Origin of the sequence: Brevibacterium sp. LS14 (genome assembly GCF_012027885.1) — a bacterium.
In the GTDB taxonomy this organism is placed as follows: domain Bacteria; phylum Actinomycetota; class Actinomycetes; order Actinomycetales; family Brevibacteriaceae; genus Brevibacterium; species Brevibacterium casei.
Genome location: NZ_SJXG01000042.1, coordinates 1 through 18886 on the forward strand (window position 1 = coordinate 1; position 18886 = coordinate 18886).

Below are 18886 nucleotides of genomic sequence, written 5' to 3' on the forward strand. Positions count from 1 at the left end.
CGAACGAGATATAACTCTAGACCACCAGAACACCCCCACGCAACCCCGAAACCACACCAGGCAGGGTGACAACCACCACATGACCCACGCCACCCGAATCGGGCCGCGCCAGCCGCCTCGAATCGAGCACTGCAACCCAGGACCAGGACCATCAGCGAGCCGCGCGCTGAGACGCAGCGTTTCGCCAGAAGCCGGCACCCGAGAGTCCGATGCTCGCCACGCTACGGTGACCTCATGAGCGAGCCTGCCGCATCTCCCGTCCACTCCCCCACCGCCGTCATCGCCGGCGCCTCAGGATTCATCGGCCGCTCACTCATCGGCCCGCTCGAGGAGTGGGGCTACCGGGTGCGCACGATCGGTCGCGGTAGCTCTGCCGATACCGGATGGGATGACCCGGACGGCATCAGAGTCACAGTCGACGGCGCCGATCTCCTCATCAACCTCGCCGGCCGAAGCGTCGGATGCCGCTACACCGACCGTAATCGGCAAGAGATCTGGGATTCCCGCATCCTCACGACCCGGGCACTCCACGACGCGGTGAGCTCCGCCTCGGCGCCGCCGCGGCTGTGGATCAACGCGAGCACGGCGACGATCTACCGTCACGCGATCGACCGCCCGCAGACCGAATCGACCGGAGACATCGGGGAGGGATTCTCCGTCGACGTCGCCACCGGCTGGGAAGCGGAGTTCTTCCGCGGCAAACTGCCGCGCACTCGCCGCGTGGCCGCCCGGATGGCGATCGTCCTCGGTGATGGTGCGGCCCTGAGCATGCTCGCGACGGCCGCTCGCTTCGGCGCAGGCGGTCGCCAGCTCGAGGGACGGTGGTTCGGTCATCGGCGTTACCGTGGAATAGGACCGCACGCCTCCGGACCGACCGTGTGGCGGGGGCACGAGCCGACTCACGGCCGTCAGCGCTTCAGCTGGATCCACATCGACGACCTCGTCGCCGCGATACGCTTCATCGACACGCATCCGGAGATCTCGGGGCCGGTCAATCTCTCCAGCCCGGGAGTCTCGGACAACGCCGCACTCATGGCCGCCCTGCGCAGCGCGGTGCGGATGCCGATCGGGATCCCCGCGCCGAGGTGGCTCCTCGAGACCGGCATGGCGGTCCTCCGGCAGGAGTCGGAGCTCGTCCTCAAGAGCCGGTGGGTCCTGCCGGAGAGGCTCGAAGCCGCCGGCTTCGACTTCCGCTGGACCGACGTCAGCGCGGCGGTGAGGAGTCTCCTGCGCTGACGAAGAGGTGAGACGGTGGCGGAGTGAGGCGACACCCGAAGCGCGACGGTTGGTGTCCGGCATCGAGCGCCTGGGTCGTCCGCCCGCAGTCAGGCCTGCTCGTCTGCGCTCTCTGTCGCATTCGGCTCCGCTGACCGAGCACCCCATTCGGATGAGTCACTGCCGAGGATCTCGCCAAGCGTCACACGCACCTGCGCAACCGCCTCGGCGCCGATGCGCTCATCAAGCCACGCGTCGAAGCGGGTGATCACCGCCTCGGCGATCTCGACTCCCTCCCAACCGGATGCGGTCAGCCGCACGAGCCGTGCCCTGCCGTCGCTCGGGTCGGGCACGACCTCGACGTAGCCGAGCCTCTCGAGGTGACGGACCTGCTCCCCCATCGCCTGCTTCGTCATCTTCGTCCGCTTCGCGAGCTCCGACGCCCTCGTCCCCTCGGGATCGATGACGAGGAACAGCGGCGCGTGCGCGGACCGGATCCCCGCCAGTCCCGCATGAGCGAGGGCATCGTCGAGGCCGCCGAGGAGGTGCTGCGCCGTCGACGAGAGCAGGGAACCGAGCGGCAGCGGTCGCTCCCGCAGAGGATTGGTAAAGTCCTTGACCATTTCTCCCCAGCCTCCTATCCTGAAATCAGTCAACCACCTTACCATTCGGGCGGCGGCCGTGAGGGCGCGGGGAGTGCGTCAGGACGGGCATCGGAGCCACAGCAGGCGTCACAGGCCGAGACGTGGGGCGGGCAGCAATCACCATGACCACCGCCGCGGACCACGGCGGTTCAGGAGCACAGGAGTGAACATGGAGTACATGGACAGGTACCGCCTGGCAGGCGGTCTCATCTGGACGGCACTCGGCGTCATCGTCGCCGGCATCGGCGTGCTGCAGGGCGTGACGGTCGGTCCAATCGTCACGGCCCTCACCGCACTCACCGTCATCGCGGGCGTGGCAGCTCTGACCCGCAGTCGGTGGGCACGGTGGCTGACCGGCCGTCTCCTCGGCGCGGTCGTCGGGATCGAACTGCTGCTCTCGGTCGCCGATCGCTTCGGACTCCTCGGAGCGCCCGGCGCTCCCGGAGTCTCATGGGGATCGTGGCCGGAGTTCCTCGCCTATGTCGGGGTGCTGCTGCCGTGGGCGCCGAGTCCGCTCGCCGCCGTCGCCGGGGTGATCGCGACGGTCGCCGAGGCGGCACTCGGCACCCTGCTCATCGTCGGTCCGCTGTGGCGCTGGGTCGGCAAACTCGCGGCCGGCCTGCTCCTCTGCTTCCTCATCGCGATGCTGCCGACCGTCGGCTTCGCCGAGGTCGTCCGCTACGGTGTCGTCCTCCAGATCGGCGCCGTCCTCATCGTCTCGGCGCGCGGGTCCTGGCCGAGGCGGGATCACCGCGCCGAGGCGGACGCCTCCCAGCGCCGCCCGATCGACCGGAGCAGGGCCGGGTAGACGAAGAGCAGCCTCAAGGGCTTGATCGCCGTCATGTAGAACGCGCCGAGTCGGCCGTTGGGGCGGACGAGCACGGTCATCCGGCAGACATAGCGGCCGGCGTCGCCGGGCAGCCAGCCCAGGTGCATCGCCGTGTGGACGGTGCGGTTCGCCAGCTCGGCCGCGAACTCGTCCTCGGTCTCAAAGACCAGCGTGAAGGGGTCCACTCGGACGTCCGCGTCGGGTCGGAGGTCGTCGGGCAGCCGCTGCCGCAGAGACGGCACGCGTTCGTCGAGTCCGCCACCGACGTCGTCCCACCCGAGCAGCGCGCCGATCTTCCACCGGGCTGCCCAGAGGACGCGGACGACGGCCGGCGCCTCATCGGGGAACGCGCTGCCGAAGATTGCGTCGACGACCCGGGGCAGCTCGTCGCGGTCTCCGCGGATCGGCAGCTCCCAGACGTCTTCGACCGTGAAGTCGGGAGCGATCTCGTGCATGCGCCAGTGCCTGGAGGTGTAGGCGCTCCGGGGCAGTCTCATGGTCACCTCGATATATACGTCAGCGTATAGAAGCACGCTACCACGGTCTATGCGCTACCGTATAGATCTGAAGTGAGAGAGGTGACCATGGCCCATCCACGAACTCCCCGGCGCGCCTGGATCGACGAGGGCCTGCGGGCACTCGCCGTCGGCGGTCCGGAGGCGGTGAGAGTCGAGGCTCTCGCGCAGTCCCTCGGCGTCACCAAGGGCGGCTTCTACGGCTATTTCGCCGATCGGTCGGCGCTGCTGACGGAGATGCTCGACGTGTGGGAGCACGAGGTGACCGACCGCATCGTCGACCGGACCGAGCAGAGCGCCGGAGACGACCCTCGCGAGCGGCTGCGGCGTCTCGTCGACGTCGTCGACGAGGCAGACGACCGACCTGCCACCGGTGTCGACGTCGAGCTCGCGATCCGCCACTGGGGTCTCCGGGATCCGGATGTGGCACGCCGATTGCGCCGAGTCGATGAGAAGCACCTCGGTTACCTCCGGGAGCTCGTCGGCGAGATCTGCGCCGATCCAGTCGAGGTCGAGGCCCGGTGCGTGATCGCGATGTCGACCCGCCTCGGCGATCACCTCATGCCCGCGATCGCGGAGAGCCGCTCTGCCTACGCGGCCCGCGAGCACATCCTCGACCGACTCCTCGCCTGACGTCCGACGCCGGCTCCTCACGTGACGGCGACGATCGGGCGTTGTCGACCCTCGGTCGACGACGGGATTCAGCCGGCGGCCGCCTCGGCGAGGGCGGGATCCTCGGCACAGTCCGTGCACTCGGGCTGGAGCCCGGCAGCCGTGCACTCCGCGCACCGGAGGTACTGCTTCCGACATTCGAGGTTCGCGCAGTTGACGAATTCGGGAGTCCGCGTCCCGCACTCGACGCAGTGGCCGATCGACTCGGCACCCTCACCGAATTCGACGTGCATGCGCTTGTCGAAGACGTAGAGCGAACCGTCCCAGTAGCCGGTGTTGCCGAAGGTCTCGCCGTAGCGGACGATGCCGCCCTCGAGCTGATAGACCTCATCGAAGCCGCGGTTCTTCATGAGCACGGACAGCACCTCGCAGCGGATGCCGCCGGTGCAGTACGTGACCACGGGCTTGTCCTTGAGGTCGTCGTATTTGCCGGATTCGATCTCGGCGATGAAGTCGCGGGTGGTCTCGGTGTCGGGGACGATCGCATCGCGGAACTTCCCGATCTGCGCCTCCATCGCGTTGCGCCCGTCGAAGAAGACGACCTCATCGCCGCGTTCGTCGAGGAGCTTGTGCAGCGCTCCCGGCCCCAGGTGGACTCCCCCGCCCTGCACGCCGTCGGTCGTCACCGTGATCTCGTCCGTGGTGCCGAAGGTGACGAGTTCGGGGCGGACCTTCACACTCAGACGCGGGAAGTCATCGCCCTGTCCGTTCGACCATTTGATGTCGGCCTTCCGGAACGGTTCGTAGGACTTCGTCGCCCGCACGTAGGCCTTGACCTCGTCGATGTCACCGCCGAGAGTCGCGTTGATCCCATCCTTCGACACGATGACCCGCCCTTTGAGCCCGAGGCTCTGCGCGAGCGTGTGCTGCCACAGCCTGACCGCTTCAGGGTCGGGCAGTGGGGTGAAGACGTAGAAGAGCACGATCTTGGGAGTTGCCATGGCTCCCAGTCTAATTTGCGGACAGTTCGTCCGGCGAGGCGGAGCCCGATCGCCCTCGCCGAGGCGGTTGCCCCGTCCTCGCCGAGGCGGGCTGTCCCAGGGGCGAGGGCGCGCGGCGTTGCCCTGCCCGGATAAGATGGACGGCGAGCTCCGTGTCGTAGGAAAGGGCCACCCAGAGGACATGTCAGAAAACCTCATCTCCGCGAATTCCGAGTCTGCTCGCGCGGACGAGTCCCAGGAGGTCCCGGCGACCTCGAAGAAGGTCAGGGAGACGGTCGAGTTCGCCACCGCGAACCCCGACGTCGACCAGCCGTTCGCCGAACTCGGCCTCAAAGCCGACGAATACGCACGGATCAAGGAGATCCTCGGACGTCGCCCCACCTCGGCGGAGTTGGCGATGTACTCGGTCATGTGGTCCGAGCACTGCTCCTACAAGTCCTCCAAGGTCCACCTGTCGAAGTTCGGCGACTACGTCACCGACGAGATGAAGGAGCACCTCCTCGTCGGCATCGGCGAGAACGCCGGCGTCGTCGACATCGGCGACGGCTGGGCCGTGACCTTCAAGGTCGAGTCCCACAACCACCCGAGCTACGTCGAACCGCACCAGGGTGCTGCGACCGGCGTCGGCGGCATCGTCCGCGACATCATCTCGATGGGCGCCCGCCCCGTGGCTGTGATGGACCAGCTGCGCTTCGGCGCCATCGACCACCCCGACACCTCCCGCGTCGTCCACGGCGTCGTCTCCGGCATCAGCCAGTACGGCAACTCCCTCGGCCTGCCCAACATCGGTGGCGAGACGGTCTTCGACTCCGTCTATCAGGGCAACCCGCTCGTCAATGCGCTGGCGGTGGGCGTCATGCGCCATGAGGACATCCGGCTGGCGAACGCCTCGGGCAAGGGCAACAAGGTCGTCCTCTTCGGTGCCCGCACCGGCGGCGACGGCATCGGCGGGGCCTCGATCCTCGCCTCGGAGTCCTTCGACGACACGAAGCCCTCGAAGCGCCCGGCCGTCCAGGTCGGCGACCCCTTCGCGGAGAAGGTCCTCATCGAATGCTGCCTCGAGCTCTTCCGCGCCGGCGTCGTCGAGGGCATCCAGGACCTCGGTGCCGCGGGCATCAGCTGCGCGACCTCGGAGCTCGCCTCGAACGGCGACGGCGGCATGCACATCGCCCTCGACGACGTCCTGCTGCGTGATGACACGCTCACGCCCGAGGAGATCCTCATGTCCGAGTCGCAGGAGCGGATGATGGCCGTCGTCCGGCCCGACCGCCTCGACGAGTTCATGGCCATCGTCGACAAGTGGGACGTCGAGACCTCCGTCCTCGGCGAGGTCACCGACACCGGCCGCCTCATCATCGAATGGCATGGCGACGTCATCGTCGACGTGCCCCCGCGGTCGGTCGCCCACGACGGTCCCGTCTACCAGCGTCCGATGACCGAACCGTCATGGACCGCCGAGGTGGCCGCGAACTCCGTCGAGTCCGCAGGCCTTCCGCGACCGGAGACCGATGAGGAGCTCAAGGCGACGATGGTCGCCCTCGCGGGCTCGCCGAACCTCGCGTCGAAGGAGTGGATCACCACCCAGTACGACCGCTACGTCCAGGGCAATACCGCCCAGGCCTTCCCCGACGATGCCGGTGTCATCCGCGTCGATGAGGAGTCCGGTCTGGGCGTGGCGATCGCCACCGACGCCAACGGCCGCTACGGCTACCTCGACCCGGCCCGCGGTGCGCAGCTCGCCCTGGCCGAGGCGTACCGCAACGTCGCCACCGCCGGCGCCATCCCGCGGGCGGTCACCGACTGCCTCAACTTCGGCTCCCCGGAGGACCCGGAGATCATGTGGCAGTTCGCCGCCGCCGTCGAAGGCCTCGCCGAGGCGTGCCAGGACCTCGGCATCCCCGTTACCGGCGGCAACGTCTCCTTGTACAACCAGACCGGCGGCGTGGCCATCCACCCGACCCCGGTCGTCGGCGTCCTCGGCATCTTCGACGACGTCGCCCGCCGCACCCCGAGCGGCTGGAAGGAGCCGGGACAGACGATCTACCTGCTCGGCACCACGGAGGCCGAGCTCGACGGGTCGGCGTGGGCCGACGTCACGGCCGGCCACCTCGGCGGGGTTCCTCCGAAGTACCGGCCGGAGACCGAGCGCGAACTCGCGGAGATCCTCATCAACTCCTCGCGCGACGGGATGGTCGATGCCGCCCACGATCTCTCCGAGGGCGGCCTCTCGCAGGCCCTCGTCGAGTCGTGCCTGCGCTACGGCACGGGGGCGCGGATCTGGCTCGACGAGCTGTGCGAGCGCGACGGCATCGACGTCTTCACCGCCCTGTTCTCCGAGTCGACGGCGCGGGCGATCGTCGCCGTCCCGCGCTCGGAGGAGGTCCGGTTCAAGGACATGTGCACCGCCAGGAACTTCCCATTCATCCGCATCGGCATGACCGATACCGGGGACGGTTCGCCTCAGCTCGAGGTCGTCGACCACTTCTCCGTCGGTCTCGACGAACTGCGCAACGCCCACGCGGAGACCCTGCCGAAGCACTTCGGCTGAGCCGTCCGGCCGGACCGTACAGCGCAGAGCCCCGCCTCTCGACATCTCACTGTCGGGATGCGGGGCTCTTGCGTTGGGGGGGCTCTGTCGTCAGCGTTGGCGGGGATGTGCCTTCGGCGGGGATGGTTCTCGTCAGCTGAGGGGTCGGGCGTCTGTCGCCGCGTTCGGCGCCACCGGCCTGCGCCTGGCCAGGAGCAGGATGCCGAGGCTGTAGTACGCCGCACCCAGGCAACCGAAGACCACCGGCCACAGTGGGGCGATGTCGAGCAGGGAGGCGATCGCGACGACCACCGTGGCCAACAGCAGTCCGACGACGACCCAGCGGTGCCACGGCTGTCTCGGAGGGGCATCGTCGCTTCCGCGAACGATGAGGGCGATCGGCAGGGCTGCCATCGCGGCCGCGAGGATGAGCGCCGGCAGGCTCACCCAGAAGACTCCGATGCCGATGACCGCGGCGCCGAGCACGCCGCAGATCAGTCCGACGATGCGGTCTCGTTTCGGGTTCACACGATCAGCTCCTTCGGGGTGTCTCGTCGCTCGCCGTGGTGCTCACTACGCTAACGGTGCAGCACGTCGCAGACAAGGCAACGTCGCTGGTGGGAGCGCACAGCCGTCGAATACACCGATGTCGTTCGCGCCGAGGTCGGCAGTCGAGGTACCGGTGTGGTTGACGAGTCCATCCCGTCTGTGTTCACCTCGAAGGACCGGACGAGGACGGTGACTGCGGTCCGACCGATAAGACTCTGAGCACCCCGAACACCCCGAGCGCTCCGATGACCCTGAGCACCCCGATCTCGCAGAAACGAGAAGGCATCATGGCACGCGACGACAACCCGCAATCAACAAAGCCGAGCGGGAACCCTAGGCGGACGATCAGGTTCTTCCCTGACTACTGTCGAACTGTCCTCTGGGAGAACGGATCGGCCAACTACGCGCTCTACCCCGAGGACCTCGGACTGTCGGAGGCACTCAGCGCAGACATCGTTGCTTGGAACTCGTACTGGAACAGTCATTTCGACCCGTTCGACGGCTGGAAGTCCGAGGAAAGTCGACGGCGAAGCCAGACTGAAGGCGACGCGCTCATCGAGCGCCTGCGGGACGAGATCGGCAGCTTTGCCGACGTCGTCGACGACAGGTGGGCCTAAGACCTCGCCGCCGCGGTGCGGGTCGCCCCGTGTCAGTGCCGGGGGCGGTGCGGAGACTGCTGGTCTGAGGAGTTCGGCTGCTGACCTGCCGGGCCCGGCTGCTGATCCGACGGCCTCGGCTTCCACCGCTGTGGGTCCCCTGCCTGGCCAGGTCGACGGTCCGCCTGTTGCCTCGAGTCATCGGGCGCCCGGTACGGATCAGGCCCAGCGTTCGGCTGGGGCCGACTCGCCGGTCCACTGAAACCGCCGCCAGACGACTGCTGGCCGTATGGCGATTGACCTCCGTAGGCGGCCTGGCCATAGGGCTGCTGGCCGCCGTACGGCACCTGGCCGGGCTGCAACTGACCGGACGACTGCTGACCGTTCGCGTCGTGCCCGGGCCCCTGGCCGAGAGGACCCTGGCCCGGCGCCCCGCCCGGATACGGAGCCAGCGCTGTGCTCGACGCGCTGCGGCGCGGCCGTCCTTCGCCGAGCGTCGGTTGGGCGACGACGGGAGCCGCTCCGCCGCGGAGTCCGCCGAGGATGTGAAGGAGCCCGAGCGCACCGAAGACGAGAAGCAGCGAGATGATCGGGACGATGACGCCGCCCACCCAGTACGGCAGTCCGGGACGATCGAGCGTGGTGCTCGTCGCAGATTGGAGCAGCGCACTGATCACCGGAATGACCACACCGCAGCCGGCCGCAACGAGGAGCACCCACCAGCGCCGATTGCGCGCGATCGACCATCCGACGAGCCGGAGAGTGAGCGTGAAGGCGGAGAACACGGCGAAGACGACCGTGCTCACCCACAACCCCGCATTGAACTGGTAGGAGATCTCAGCGACGACCGCTACGAGGGCGGGCGGGACCGTCAGACCAAGGATCTCAGCGAAGACGAAGAGCCCTCCGCCGATCAACCGCCTCGCCCACGACGTGTTCCGGATGAGCGCGAACGCCGCCGCGGCGAGGAGCAACGAGAGGATTCCCGTGAATACCGTGACGAGCGAGTGGAGACGTCGTACCTCTTCGAAATCTGCACTCATGAGGATCGGCACGAGGAGAACCGCCGGGAGGAAGCCGATGAATATCCCTGCCCAGAGGAGGAACCGCGCAAGCCACCCCGTCGTGTTCGGGGCGATCACCGCAGCAGGCCGAGACCCCAAGGGACCCGCCTGCCCCAGGGCCGACGTGCGCGGGGGCTGCCCGCCCGCCTGTCCCCATCCCGCATCAGGACCGTCCTGGCGGAGGTGAGCGGGCACACCCGCGTTCCGCGGCGGCACGTTCCCGGGGCCGGTCCACTGATTCGGCCGGTTCCACTGGTCGGCCCTGCCATGCGGGTAAAGGTCGCTCATGCCCTCACTCTATGCGCTCGACCGGGGCGCGGAGGCGACTCCCTCGCCCCCTGCGACCGCAGATGACGACTCACACCCCTGCACGGACTCTCATGTGATTGCCTGAAGACGACCCGCCGACACCCTTCGGCGCCGGCGCCGGCCGCCGCCCGGCGACCACCGCGGCGACCACCTCGGCGAACGACATCCGAACGAGAGAAGGAGTACCTCCATGGCCACGATCCGCACCTCGCACGCAGGCTCACTGCCCCGCACCCCCGAACTTCTCGAGGCGAACAGGGCCAAACAGGCCCAGAACACTGCCCGCCTCGCCGGGGAGACCGTGACCGACGTCGACACCGAACGCTACGACGATCTGCTCACCGCGAGCGTCGTCGACCTCGTGGGGCGCCAGCGGGAACTGGGGATCTCACTCCCCAACGACGGCGAGTACGGTCATGCGATGGCTGCCGACTTCGACTACGGCGCGTGGTGGCACTACTCGTTCGCCCGCACCGACGGCCTCGAACTCGACGACGTCGACAAGTGGGAGGCCCCGGCGAAGCGCTCCGAGCCCGGCGCGATCCGCCTGACGAGCTTCGGCGACCGCCGCGACCGCAACCTCTTCGCCGGTGTCTACGGTGATGAGAGTTCCGGCACCGACACCGGCACCCAGCCCCAGTTCCCCAAGGCCACCGGACCGATCAGCTACATCGGCCACGCTCAGGTCGCCGCCGACATCGCGAACCTCAAGGCCGGCCTGTCGGCTGCCGGATACGACACTCGCGACGGCTACATCAATGCGCTCTCACCCGGCTCGGCGTCCCGCATCGCCAACGAGCACTACGCCACCGAGGAGGAGTTCATCTGGGCGTGGGCCGATGTCCTCCGGGAGGAGTACCTCGCCATCACCGAGGCGGGGCTGACCGTCCAGATCGACGACCCCTCGCTCGCGGAGAACTTCGACCAGATCAATCCCGAGCCGAGCTTCGACGACTATCGGGCCTTCACGCAGATCCGCATCGACGCCCTCAACCACGCCCTGCGCGGCATCGATCCCGCCCAGGTCCGGGTCCACACGTGCTGGGGCTCCTGGCACGGCCCGCATGTCACCGACCTGCCGTTCGCCGAGATCGTCGACCAGGTGCTCACGATCAACGCCGCCGGCATCACCTTCGAAGCCGCGAACGCCCGCCACGAGCACGAGTGGCGGATCTGGGAGGACACGACACTGCCCGAGGGCAAGTACCTCATCCCCGGCATCGTCTCGCATGCGACGAACGTCGTCGAGCATCCCGAGCTCGTCGCCGAACGCATCAGCCGCTTCGCGAAACTCGTCGGCCCCGACAACGTCGTCGCCTCGACCGACTGCGGCCTCGGCGGACGCGTCCACCCGGAGATCGCCGTCGCGAAGCTCAAGGCGCTCACCGAAGGCGCGGCACTCGCCTCGGCGCGACTCTGACACCGGTCGCCCGCACCGAGCCGGTCGCTCAGGCGCCCTTGCCGAGCTCCTCGACGAGGCAGTCGTCGAGCGTCGGATGGGCGAACTGGTACCCGGTCTCCTCGAGCTTGGTCGGCAGGACCTTCTGATCGGCCAGGGCGAGCTCCCTGGCACCGTCCCGACCGAGGACGAGTTCGGTGACGAACCCGGGCGTCGGGATCCGGGCGGGGCGGTGGAGGTGGGAGGCGAGCGCCTCGGCGAACTCCTTCTGTGTGATGAGCTCGGGGGCGACCGCATTGACCGGGCCGCGCACATAGTCGGTGAGCACCGCGTGGACGTACGAGCGGGCAAGATCGTCGAGGGAGACCCAGGCCAGGCCCTGCTCTCCGCTGCCGAGCCGCCCGCCAGCTCCGGCGAGGTAGAGCGGGGCCTGCGCTCTGAGGAACCCGCCGAGCGTCGTCAGCGCGATGCCCGAGCGGATCGAGACCCACCGGATGCCGGCGTCCTCGACCCGGGAGGCGGCGGCCTCCCAGTCACGGCAGAGCTCGGCGAGGAACCCCTCCCCGAACGCTCCCGATTCGTCGACGGGCACCTCGGCATGGGCACCGTAGGCGCCGACCGCCGAGGCGCAGACGAAGACCTCGGGGCGCTTCGCCTCGGGCAGGGAGCACATCGTCTCGGCGAGCAGCGTCGTCGAGTCGATCCGCGAGGACCGGATCTCCTCCTTCGCCTTCTTCGTGAACCGGGTTGCGATCGACTTCCCGCCGAGGTGGACGACCGCATCCGCCCACGCGAGGTTCTGCGGATTGAGGATCCCGACCTCGGGATCCCAGTGCACCTCGTAGGGGAACTTCGGCGTCCCGCGCACGAGGAGGCGCACATAGTGCCCGCCGGTGGAGAAGAGAGCCGCGACCTGCCGCCCGACGAGTCCGCTGCCGCCGGCGATGAGGATGTGCTTGCCTCTGCCCTTGCCGATCCGCAGCAGCGGTGCGCTCATCCGCTCGAGGAACGCGAAGTCCATGAGCAGGCGCCGCTGACGGGCTTCGAACGTCGCCTCGATGTAGTGGGTGATGCCGCGGTCGATCGTCTCGAAGCCCTGCGGGGTCATCGAGAACTCGATCGTGTCGGTGATCTGTGAGCCCCCAGCCTCCGAGGTGAACTCATGAGTGTGCTTCCACTGGCTGAGCGGGCCCTTCATCAGCTCGTCGACGAAGGAGAACCGCGACGGCCCTTCGGAGTGGACGGCGGTGAAGGGGCGGCGGACAAGTCCGTAGCTGCCGGGCAGGCTCGCCTTGACCTCGGCGACCGAGCCGGGCGCGAGCGGAGGATAGCTCTCCTGGACGACCTCCTGGGCCCAATGCGGTGAGACGCGGGTGAGTGCTCCGGGCTGAGCGTGCCAGTCGAAGACGGTCTCTGCGGCGAGCGGGACTTCCGAGGTCCACTCGAACTTGGTCATGACATCCCTCCTGTCCTCCGATCTTCCCACCCCAACCTCAAAGTGTGATCCACAACTCGCCCAATGCCCGGTGAATTGGCAGACAACCGACCTTGACCGATCACCGTCGGCACCCATTGCGCAGATGTATGCATGACGCATATGATTCCCGGCATGGCAACGCCCCAGCACTCCGACCTCGAGACCGCGGTGAATGCGTGGCATGAGGCAGTGAACTCAGGAGACCTCGACCGGTGCGCCGAGGCGGTCGGCGATCCCGTCGTCGTCCTCGGTCCCAAGGGGGCGGGACCGATCAGTCCCGCGGACTTCGCCGGCTGGGTCGCACGCTCGGGCATCCGTCTGCGCCCCCGCTCCTGGCACCCGATCAGCGAACGCCTCATCGTCGTCGAGCAGGACGCGACCTGGCCGCAGACTCCGACGCCGACGCGCGTGGCCACGGTCTTCCGCGCCTCCGGCGATGTCGTCACCGCCGCCCTGCGGCTCCCGGATCTCCGGTCCGCACTCGAGCTCGCCTTCATCTGCAGGGAGATGGCGGCCACCGAGGAGCCGCCCACACCATGAGCGCCCCCGCCGCCCACCCGCTCTTCGCCTTCGTCCGCCGGTTCTCCCGCATGCCCATCACCGGCGAAGACGCCGTGGCCGAGAATGGTCGGCTCGTCCTCGTCGCCGAGGCGGTCGATGCCCTCGCACGGCAGGACATCGAGCCCACGGTCAACGCTGTCGCCGCTGAGATCGGGATCGACCAGTCCGGAGCGTCACGGCTCATCACGGCCGCCGCGGACGCCGGACTCGTCGCCACCGCCGCCTCGGCCCATGACGCGAGACGGCGGACCGTGCACCTCACGCCGACCGGGCAGCGGCTGCTCGTCGATGCCCGTCAGTGGCAGGGCGAGGTCGCCGACCGGCTCACCGCCGGCTGGTCCCGCAAGCGCCGGGAGGAGTTCTTCGCGGCGCTGAGCGAAGTCGTCGCCACGGCCGACGCCCTCGACCTCTGAATCGCGCCCAGCCGCCGGTCGCCGTGTGAACGCCGGGCCGCGCACTTCCGCTCCCCGCCCAGCCGCCTGCTCGCGCAGGTCCGGGATCTTCCCGAACCGGAACGCCGCCCAGAAGTCCCCGCGGACGTACCCGTTGTCGACCGTCGGTTCGAAGTCCCAGTGGCGGACGTGCCCGACCCGGAGGGCATCGGCGACGAGGTGACGGCTGCGCTGGGAGGCGAGCACATGGTCTTCGATGACCTCGAGGTCGCAGCGGGCCGCGATCGCCGTCCGCAGCTGCGCGACGGCCTCGGCATACTCCGGTGAATCCGCGCGATTGTGCAGCTCGTCCGGATCGTCCGCGAGGTCGAAGAGCAGGTCGGGATCGCCGGGGCAGACGGTGAGCTTGAGAGTCCCGCGCACGATCGTCACCTGCGGTCGGTACGTCCCCTCGGCGAAGTACTCGATGAGGATGTCCCTGTCCCCCGGCCCCTGCTCCCCTGCTGCCTCCCGACGAGCCGATTCGAGGAGGGAGAGCCCCGAGAGACCCCGATCGGCGTGGTGGGCGACCCCGCCGGTGCCGGTGTGCGCGATCTCGACGAGGGTGGGGGCGAGGTCGAGCAGGGAGACGGGGTCGGCGTACCGGCCGGGGAGGACCACCTCGGCGGGGCCTGCGACGATGAGCGGGACCCGGGACGACTGCTCGTACGGGGACATCTTGTACCAGAGCCCTTTCTCCCCGAGCATGTCGCCGTGATCGCTCGTGACGATGACGACGGTGTTCGCGTCAAGTCCGAGATCGCGCAGGCGCGCCATGATCGCCCCGACGTGGTCGTCGATGTAGGACACGGCGGCATAGTAGGCCCGCCGGGCACGGCGGACATCCTCGATGGCAGGCTCCCGTTCGTCGAGCCCGGACATCGTCCGCAGCCGGTGGCTGTGGGGATCGACGGCCGGGTCGGGAACCTCGGGGTGGGCGGGGTCGGGGATGGCCGTCTCGGCGAAGCGGTCCCAGTGCTCCCTGGGCGGTTCGTACGGGTCGTGGGGGTGGATGAACGAGGTGACCATGAGGAACGGCTGGTCCTCGCCGGCCGCCTGGTTCGCCCGCTTCCGGTCGCCCAGGTGGCGCAGGGTCCGGAAGATCACCTCGTCGTCGAAGTCCTGCTGGACGTTCGCCGTCGCCGCGCCCGCGGTGAAGACGGGGTCGGCCTCGTGGTACCACTGGAGCCTGTCGTGGAGCGGTCGCGTCCAGTCGGGGACCATGTCGAGGTCGGCCGGGTAGACGTCGGTCGTCAGCCGCTCCTCGAAGCCGTGGTGCTGGTCGGGGCCGATGAAGTGCATCCGCCCGATGAGGGCGGTGTGGTAGCCGAGCTTGCGCAGCCGGTGGGCGAACGTCGGCACCGAAGCGGCGAAGTCATCGCCGTTGTCGAGGCAGTCGATCTCCGAGGGCATGCGCCCGGTCATCATCGACGCCCGCGAGGGGGCGCACAGCGGAGTCGTGCAGTAGGCACGGTCGAAGACGGCACCGGATTCTGCGAGCTCGTCGATGTGCGGGGTCAGGGCCGCCTCGTTGCCGTAGGCGCCGAGAGCTTCGGCCGCCATCTGGTCGGCCTGGATGACGACGATGTTCGGGGGTTGCATATGCTGGTCACGTCCTTGCGAATGAGGGCGCGACCATCGTCGGGCGCGCCGTGAGCTACGTCGGTGAGGTGGGGAATGGAGTCATGCTGCGGTCCTTCGCGGACATCGCCGACCGAGTCCGACGGGCAGGCGTCGCCCCCACCCGAGGTGGGTGTTGTGGAAGAAGAATCCCCCGCCGAGGTGGCTGTGCCGAGCCGGGAACCGTCCCGCGACGAGGACGGCGTCATCGCCGCCCTCGCCGAGTACGCGTCCGCCGAGATGCGCATGGTCGGCCTCACCGGCGGGGTCTTCCGCATGGGCAGCGAGGATTCCCTCGCCTACCCGGAGGACGGTGAGGGGCCGGTCCGTGAGGTGGATATCGCTCCATTCGCGATCGCGGCGACGACGGTCACACGCGCCGAGTTCGCCGCGTTCGTCCTCGCCACCGGTCACCGCACCGGCGCCGAGGCGTACGGTGATTCGCTCGTCTTCGCCGGTCTCCTCGACGCCGAGGCCCTCGAAACCTCCCCGGCTGTGGCGGCGACCCCGTGGTGGCGGCAGGTCGCGGGTGCGTCGTGGCTGCACCCCGAGGGCCCGGGCCGCACTCTGGTCGGGCAGGGCACCGCCGCCGGCGGCGAGCACGGCAACGGCCAGGAGCGCGGTGCCGACGCGAGGCTGAGAGCGGACCATGCGTTCATCGTCGCACGCCCCGACCATCCCGTCACCCACGTGACGCGGTATGACGCCGAGGCCTATGCCGAGTGGGTGGGCGCCCGGCTGCCGACCGAGGCCGAATGGGAGTTCGCGGCCCGCGGCGGACTCGACCAGCAACCCTACCCGTGGGGGTCGATCCGGGAACCTGACGGTGTCCCGCGGATGAAGACCTTCGTCGGCGCCTTCCCCGACCACCCCACCGAACCGGTCGGCACCGTCGCTGTCGACGCGTACCCGCCGAACGGCTTCGGGCTGCACAACATGACCGGCAACGTCTGGGAGTGGACGAGCGGAAGCTTCGGTCCCGATGATGCGCGGGCGGTCATCCGCGGCGGCTCGCACCTCTGCCACGCCTCGTACTGCCGCCGTTACCGCACCTCAGCGCGCAGCGCGGTCACCCCGGAGACGTCACTCGGTCACACGGGATTTCGCCTCGCCGTCGACCTCTGAGGCCGACCGGGGCTCGGCGTCTGCGGACTCATCCGGCGCGGACTCAGCGTCCGAGGCGGAGTCGGGGGTCGCCTCGGCGGGGGCGGTGTCCTTCGTCTCCGGAGTCCAGCCGTCCTCCCACTCCCCGGTGCCGTAGTCGTAGCCGACGGGCTCGCCGTCCTCATCGGTGCGCTGGTACCAGTCGGTGTAGGCCTCGTCCTCGGAGACGATGTCGCCGTTCGCACCGTCGCCGGGTTCGGTCGGCACGACCTGGAGGGCGAAGTTGTCGCCGTAGGTCTCGGCGCCGGCGACGACGGCGTTGTCGACGGCGTTCTGCGCGTACCGGCGGCGCAGGGCCATCGGGTCGGTGCGCAGCTCCTTGACCCACGCGACGATGATGAAGAGCATGACGAGGGCGAAGGGGACGGCGGTGACGATGACGAGCTGCTGGAGACCCTCGAGTGCGCTCGCGTCGCCGAGGAGGAGCATGACGACGGCGATGCCCGACATCACGAGACCCCAGAAGACGACGACCCACTTCCGCGGTGACTGGTCGCCGCGGCTCGTGAGCATGCCCATGACGACGGACGCGGAGTCGGCCGAGGTGATGAAGAAGATCGCGAGGACGACGATCGCGACCGCCGGCAGCCAGCCGAGGAAGGGGAGGTTGTCGATGAGGGTGAAGAACACCTCGGGGGCGGCCATGGTGTCGGTGAAGCCCGCCGCGCCCTCCCGGTAGAGCCAGATCGACGTTCCGCCCATGATCCCGTAGGCGACGAAGAGGAGCGTCGAGGGGATGAAGATCGTGCCGAGGATGAACTGGCGGATCGAACGGCCACGGGAGATGCGGGCGATGAACGTGCCGACGAACGGCGACCACGAGATCCACCACGCCCAGTAGTAGACGGTCCACACGGACTGGAACTCCTGGGTCTCGGCACCCCACGACAGCGACCGGCCCATGAGGTCGAAGAACGACCCGAGGTACTCCATGAGCGCCGAGGGCAGGAGGTTGAGGAGGAAGAGGGTGGGGCCGAGGAAGAGGACGAGGCCGACGATGCCGATCGTGAGCACGATGTTGATCGAGGAGAGGTAGCGGATGCCGCGGGAGACCCCGGAGACCGCGGAGATGATGAAGCCGATCGTGAGCACGCAGATGATGCCGACGAGCATCGCGTTCGTCATCGGTCCGACACCGGTGACGATGCTCACCCCGGTGCCGATCTGCATCGCGGCGATGCCGAGGGCCGCGGCCGTGCCGAAGAGGGTGGCGACGATCGCGAAGATGTCGACGAGCTTGCCTGCGAAGCCCTCCGTCTGACGCTTGCCGAAGAGGGTGCGGAAGATCGAGGAGAGGAGCAGAGAGCGTCCGCGCCGGTACCCGGCGTAGGCGATCGCACCGCCGACGAGGGCGTACATCGCCCACGCGTGGAAGCCCCAGTGGTAGTAGGTCTGGGCCATCGCACCGTGGAGGGCCTCGGTCGTCTCGGGGTCGTTCGTCAGCGGCGGCGGGGTGATGAAGTACGTGAGCGGTTCGGAGGGGCCGAAGAAGAGGACGCCGATGCCGATGCCTGCGGCGAAGAGCATCGCCACCCACGCGAACGTGCTGAACTCGGCCTTCTCCCCGTCCTTGCCGAGCGGGATCCTCCCGTACGGGGAGAACGCGAGGATGAGGAGGGAGACGAGGACGACGATGGCGACGAGGTTGAAGAACCAGCCGACGTTGAGCGTCGACCAGTCGAAGGCGCCTTGGGCCACCGAGGCGACGCTGCCGGGATCCGAGATGCCCCAGATGACGAAGGCGACCGTGAGTGAGCCCGCGACCGCGAAGATCACCTTGTCGATCGAGTACCGTCGCCGCTGCTCGTCGATGGCGATGCCGGGGACGAGGATCGGGTGGATGTCGTGCGGGTACTGGGCGTTCGGATCGAGCGTCGGATCGGCCGCCGTCGCGGTGTCCCGTTTGGGGCGGGCGTAGTCGAGGGCGCCGAGGCGCTTGCCGGTGTCCCTGCCCACGCGTTTGGCATCACGGCCGACCCGTTTCGCATCCCTGCCCACTCGTCGCGCGTCGGCCTTGAAGCGGTCGCGGGTGACTCTGCGGGCGGTGGTGTGCTCGGGCGGAGTGTGATGATGCGCGGAGCGCTGGGTGTCGCTGACCGAATCATCGGACATGACGAAGGGCCTTTCTCAGTTGTCGATCTCGCACCGGCCTCCGGGCCGCGGCATCTCGGCCGGGGCTGCTCAGCAGTCCGGCGGCACGACGTCCGCGGCACTCACGACCACGCGAACCATCTCAGCCGCGCGGGAGGCGCAGGGGGCCGGTCACGGCAACGGGACTTGGCTCACCCGTTGCGGCCCACGGTCGTTGAGGCTAACAGCATCGCGCGGGCTTCTCAACGCCGCGGCGACGCATTCGGACGCATCGGCACTCGG

Annotated in this window: 16 protein-coding genes; 8 read left to right on the forward strand and 8 right to left on the reverse strand. The window is 68.7% G+C overall.

The features are described 5' to 3' along the window. Positions 1–234: 234 nt before the first annotated feature. Entirely contained in the window at positions 235–1236 is a 1002-nt protein-coding gene (locus EZE58_RS06205) for a DUF1731 domain-containing protein (RefSeq protein WP_009380228.1), read from the forward strand. An 89-nt stretch (positions 1237–1325) separates the two neighbouring features. Here the strand turns inward: EZE58_RS06205 and EZE58_RS06210 are convergent, their stop codons facing one another. Further along, entirely contained in the window at positions 1326–1838 is a 513-nt protein-coding gene (locus EZE58_RS06210) for a MarR family transcriptional regulator (protein WP_009380229.1), read from the reverse strand. A 190-nt stretch (positions 1839–2028) separates the two neighbouring features. Between EZE58_RS06210 and EZE58_RS06215 the strand changes: the two genes are divergently transcribed. Continuing rightward, positions 2029–2667, forward strand: coding sequence for a hypothetical protein (locus EZE58_RS06215; RefSeq protein ID WP_009380230.1), 639 nt, complete (start codon positions 2029–2031; stop codon positions 2665–2667). Here the strand turns inward: EZE58_RS06215 and EZE58_RS06220 are convergent. After that, positions 2607–3185, reverse strand: a complete 579-nt coding sequence (locus EZE58_RS06220) for a DUF2867 domain-containing protein (protein ID WP_009380232.1) — start codon at positions 3183–3185, stop codon at positions 2607–2609. The two genes, EZE58_RS06215 and EZE58_RS06220, sit on opposite strands and share 61 nt — an antisense overlap. A gap of 87 nt (positions 3186–3272) precedes the next feature. Between EZE58_RS06220 and EZE58_RS06225 the strand changes: the two genes are divergently transcribed. Then, positions 3273–3836, forward strand: coding sequence for a TetR/AcrR family transcriptional regulator (locus tag EZE58_RS06225; RefSeq protein ID WP_009380234.1), 564 nt, complete (start codon positions 3273–3275; stop codon positions 3834–3836). Between the two features lie 68 nt (positions 3837–3904). Here EZE58_RS06225 and EZE58_RS06230 read toward each other — a convergent pair whose 3' ends face one another. After that, positions 3905–4816 carry a rhodanese-related sulfurtransferase gene (locus EZE58_RS06230; RefSeq protein ID WP_009380236.1) on the reverse strand — a complete coding sequence of 304 codons (912 nt, stop codon included), beginning with the start codon at positions 4814–4816 and terminating at the stop codon, positions 3905–3907. Positions 4817–4997: 181 nt separating this feature from the next. Between EZE58_RS06230 and purL the strand changes: the two genes are divergently transcribed. Continuing rightward, positions 4998–7364, forward strand: coding sequence for a phosphoribosylformylglycinamidine synthase subunit PurL (purL, locus tag EZE58_RS06235; protein WP_009380238.1), 2367 nt, complete (start codon positions 4998–5000; stop codon positions 7362–7364). A 132-nt stretch (positions 7365–7496) separates the two neighbouring features. Here the strand turns inward: purL and EZE58_RS06240 are convergent, their stop codons facing one another. Then, a complete protein-coding gene (locus EZE58_RS06240) occupies positions 7497–7871 on the reverse strand; it encodes a hypothetical protein (RefSeq protein ID WP_009380240.1) in 375 nt (124 codons plus the stop codon). A gap of 308 nt (positions 7872–8179) precedes the next feature. Between EZE58_RS06240 and EZE58_RS06245 the strand changes: the two genes are divergently transcribed. Then, positions 8180–8509, forward strand: coding sequence for a hypothetical protein (locus tag EZE58_RS06245; RefSeq protein WP_167560106.1), 330 nt, complete (start codon positions 8180–8182; stop codon positions 8507–8509). Between the two features lie 32 nt (positions 8510–8541). On the opposite strand, the gene EZE58_RS06250 is transcribed toward EZE58_RS06245, so the two are convergent. After that, complete coding sequence (locus EZE58_RS06250; protein WP_167560108.1) at positions 8542–9840, reverse strand: hypothetical protein; 1299 nt, start codon at positions 9838–9840, stop codon at positions 8542–8544. Positions 9841–10051: 211 nt separating this feature from the next. Here EZE58_RS06250 and EZE58_RS06255 point away from each other — a divergent pair, with 211 nt between their 5' ends. Then, positions 10052–11281, forward strand: coding sequence for a cobalamin-independent methionine synthase II family protein (locus EZE58_RS06255; protein WP_167560110.1), 1230 nt, complete (start codon positions 10052–10054; stop codon positions 11279–11281). 28 nt (positions 11282–11309) lie between these two features. On the opposite strand, the gene EZE58_RS06260 is transcribed toward EZE58_RS06255, so the two are convergent. After that, a complete protein-coding gene (locus EZE58_RS06260) occupies positions 11310–12716 on the reverse strand; it encodes a TIGR01777 family oxidoreductase (protein WP_167560112.1) in 1407 nt (468 codons plus the stop codon). A gap of 153 nt (positions 12717–12869) precedes the next feature. Here EZE58_RS06260 and EZE58_RS06265 point away from each other — a divergent pair, with 153 nt between their 5' ends. Continuing rightward, entirely contained in the window at positions 12870–13277 is a 408-nt protein-coding gene (locus tag EZE58_RS06265) for a hypothetical protein (RefSeq protein ID WP_009380249.1), read from the forward strand. A gap of 194 nt (positions 13278–13471) precedes the next feature. On the opposite strand, the gene betC is transcribed toward EZE58_RS06265, so the two are convergent. Continuing rightward, a complete protein-coding gene (gene betC, locus EZE58_RS06270; RefSeq protein WP_167560114.1) occupies positions 13472–15331 on the reverse strand; it encodes a choline-sulfatase in 1860 nt (619 codons plus the stop codon). 156 nt (positions 15332–15487) lie between these two features. Between betC and EZE58_RS06275 the strand changes: the two genes are divergently transcribed. Beyond that, on the forward strand, positions 15488–16474 hold the full coding sequence (locus EZE58_RS06275) for an SUMF1/EgtB/PvdO family nonheme iron enzyme (protein WP_009380255.1): 987 nt from the start codon (positions 15488–15490) through the stop codon (positions 16472–16474). Here the strand turns inward: EZE58_RS06275 and EZE58_RS06280 are convergent. Continuing rightward, positions 16433–18625: a BCCT family transporter gene (locus EZE58_RS06280; RefSeq protein WP_101624472.1), complete on the reverse strand. Its 2193-nt coding sequence runs from the start codon at positions 18623–18625 to the stop codon at positions 16433–16435. The two genes, EZE58_RS06275 and EZE58_RS06280, sit on opposite strands and share 42 nt — an antisense overlap. Between the last annotated feature and the right edge of the window lie 261 nt (positions 18626–18886).

Bases quoted from the DNA above. Each gene is read 5' to 3' on its own strand.
- EZE58_RS06220 (WP_009380232.1), bottom strand. From the start codon at position 3,185: ATGAGACTGCCCCGGAGCGCCTACACCTCCAGGCACTGGCGCATGCAC.
- EZE58_RS06280 (WP_101624472.1), bottom strand. From the start codon at position 18,625: ATGTCCGATGATTCGGTCAGCGACACCCAGCGCTCCGCGCATCATCAC.
- EZE58_RS06255 (WP_167560110.1), top strand. From the start codon at position 10,052: ATGGCCACGATCCGCACCTCGCACGCAGGCTCACTGCCCCGCACCCCC.
- EZE58_RS06210 (WP_009380229.1), bottom strand. From the start codon at position 1,838: ATGGTCAAGGACTTTACCAATCCTCTGCGGGAGCGACCGCTGCCGCTC.
- purL (WP_009380238.1), top strand. From the start codon at position 4,998: ATGTCAGAAAACCTCATCTCCGCGAATTCCGAGTCTGCTCGCGCGGAC.
- EZE58_RS06215 (WP_009380230.1), top strand. From the start codon at position 2,029: ATGGAGTACATGGACAGGTACCGCCTGGCAGGCGGTCTCATCTGGACG.
- EZE58_RS06205 (WP_009380228.1), top strand. From the start codon at position 235: ATGAGCGAGCCTGCCGCATCTCCCGTCCACTCCCCCACCGCCGTCATC.
- betC (WP_167560114.1), bottom strand. From the start codon at position 15,331: ATGCAACCCCCGAACATCGTCGTCATCCAGGCCGACCAGATGGCGGCC.
- EZE58_RS06265 (WP_009380249.1), top strand. From the start codon at position 12,870: ATGGCAACGCCCCAGCACTCCGACCTCGAGACCGCGGTGAATGCGTGG.
- EZE58_RS06225 (WP_009380234.1), top strand. From the start codon at position 3,273: ATGGCCCATCCACGAACTCCCCGGCGCGCCTGGATCGACGAGGGCCTG.
- EZE58_RS06230 (WP_009380236.1), bottom strand. From the start codon at position 4,816: ATGGCAACTCCCAAGATCGTGCTCTTCTACGTCTTCACCCCACTGCCC.
- EZE58_RS06245 (WP_167560106.1), top strand. From the start codon at position 8,180: ATGGCACGCGACGACAACCCGCAATCAACAAAGCCGAGCGGGAACCCT.
- EZE58_RS06250 (WP_167560108.1), bottom strand. From the start codon at position 9,840: ATGAGCGACCTTTACCCGCATGGCAGGGCCGACCAGTGGAACCGGCCG.
- EZE58_RS06260 (WP_167560112.1), bottom strand. From the start codon at position 12,716: ATGACCAAGTTCGAGTGGACCTCGGAAGTCCCGCTCGCCGCAGAGACC.